The organism is uncultured Streptococcus sp., from assembly GCF_938036805.1.
GTDB lineage: Bacteria > Bacillota > Bacilli > Lactobacillales > Streptococcaceae > Streptococcus.
This window is the reverse complement of sequence record NZ_CALHWC010000053.1, coordinates 1-2,117: the sequence shown is the minus strand read 5'-3', so window position 1 is coordinate 2,117 and position 2,117 is coordinate 1. Positions and strand designations below refer to the sequence as shown.

The 2,117-nt window shown below is 45.6% G+C and carries 1 protein-coding gene and 2 pseudogenes; all 3 read right to left on the bottom strand.

Translation table 11 applies throughout. The annotated features are described in order from the left end of the window. Nucleotides 1-284 (bottom strand): annotated as a pseudogene (locus Q0191_RS02115) (aminodeoxychorismate/anthranilate synthase component II); the annotation flags it as partial. Continuing rightward, the gene (trpE, locus tag Q0191_RS02110; RefSeq protein WP_297663393.1) at nucleotides 281-1,639 is read right to left on the bottom strand and encodes an anthranilate synthase component I; all 1,359 of its coding nucleotides are present in this window, start codon (nucleotides 1,637-1,639) and stop codon (nucleotides 281-283) included. The gene trpE and the pseudogene Q0191_RS02115, both read right to left, overlap by 4 nt. A gap of 403 nt (nucleotides 1,640-2,042) precedes the next feature. After that, nucleotides 2,043-2,117, bottom strand: a pseudogene (locus tag Q0191_RS02105) (tryptophan synthase subunit beta); the annotation flags it as partial.

The following is a 2,117-nucleotide window of genomic DNA, read 5'->3' as shown; positions in this document are numbered from 1 at the left end:
GGAGCCAATCCTAGCTTTCCGCCAAATACTTCTGCAATGGCTTGATGCCCCAAGCAAATCCCCAAAATCGGCTTCTTACCAGCAAAATCGCGGATAAGCTCTTCCATCCGTCCTGCATCTGCCGGCCAGCCTGGACCCGGAGAAAGAACCAAGGCATCAGCTTCTTCTGCCGCTTGATAAAGGCCTGCATCATCATTTCGTAAGACCTTGACTTCTGCGAAATTGCCGATATACTGGGCTAGATTGTAAGTAAAAGAATCATAATTATCAATCAATAAAATCATTGCATCTCTCCTGTCTTGGTCATTGATTTGGCCTTATTGATGGTTTCTTGGTATTCATTAGCAGGGATCGAGTCATAAACAATACCAGCTCCAGCTTGAACGTAAGCTCTGCCATTTTTCAAAATCATGGTCCGGATAGCAATGGCAACATCCATATCCCCTGTCGCAGATAGATAGCCGATAGCCCCCGCATAAATGCCACGCTTTTCCTGCTCCAGCTCATAAATTCGCTTCATGGCTCGAATCTTAGGCGCGCCCGAGACGGTACCGGCTGGCAAGGTGGACTTGAGCGCATCCATAGCCGTCAGTTGAGGTAAAAGCTGACCACGAACCACGCTGGTCAGATGCATGACATAGCGGAAATACTCCACTTCCATGTACTTAGTGACTTCCACGCTGTTATTCTGAGCAATTTTACCGATATCATTACGCCCCAAATCAACTAACATGCGGTGCTCAGCCACTTCCTTCTCGTCAGCCAGCAGCTCCTTCGCCAAGGCTTTATCTTCTCTTTCATCCTTCCCGCGCGGTCTGGTTCCAGCAATAGGATTGGTCGTAACCTGACCCTGCTTGACAGATACCAGACTTTCCGGGCTGGCTCCGATAATCTGATAATCCCCGAAATCATAAAAGTAGAGATAGTTGGAAGGATTGGTCACACGCAAATTGCGATAGTAATCCAGCGGCCTACCAGAATACTCTGCTGAAAAACGCTGACTGAGTACGCATTGGAACATGTCTCCCTGCCGAATCAAGCTGCGCGCTTCTTCCACCATTTTTTCAAAAGCTGTCTGCTCGATATGGCTCTGGAAGTTCAAACTGGACAGTTCCAGCGGTGAAAATTCATCTACCGCAGGCTGCGCCAGCTCAGCCATGATACGCTCCAGACTTGCAGCTAAATCAGCTTCACTTCTATTACTGTAGAGGGCCTCCTCAACAATATAGACCTTGTCTTTTTTATGGTCAAAAACCATGTAACTCTCATAGACGAAAAAGTGCATATCCGGCGTTCCAATCACATCAGCTGGAATCTGGCCAATCTCCTCATAGAGGGAAATCATATCATAGCCGACAAAGCCGATAGCTCCGCCACCAAAAGGCAGGTCTGAATGATGATCTTTTTTTACGGCTAACTCGTGCAGATAGTTCAATGGATCTGCCTCAATTACTTGTCCGTTCTTTGTTAACTGGCCATTTTCATAGCGAACTTCAAAGACTGGATTATAAGCTAGGATAGAAAAGCGGGCTGTCTCGCTATCTCTTGGAATACTCTCCAAAATCACCTTGTGGTCGCCCTGAATCCGCATATAAGCTAGAATCGGCGATAAAATATCAGCTGGTAAAATCTTTTGCATAATCTTTCTTTCTATTCAATCAGAAGCGTTTAGGTAGGAGCAATTCGCTAGCCATGACTGCTTTTCACAAGAACAGGTAGCACCTGTCCACTGTCATAACTTGCTCTAAAACTACAGAAAAACGCCCGCACAGTTCATCCTGTGAGGGCGTTTCATCGCGGTGCCACCTCAGTTATGGAGTTTTCAGGCTCCACATCTCATTTACTTATTTACAGTCATTTAGATCCCTTTTAGTAGAAGGCAGCATACTGGTTTACAGCAAAGTAAGCTAACAAAGTAATAAAAGTTCAACTAAAGGACTAAATGTTGACTCCAACAGCCCATTTCATAACTTCTCCTGCCTGTTTACAGCAACCACAGACTCTCTGAAAGAAGGAATGTTACTACTCTTCTGCTGGGCATATTATTTTCGCTTTTCTAGATAGTCGGCAATGGCTGCCACATCCTTGTCTCCACGACCAGATACATTGATAATGAT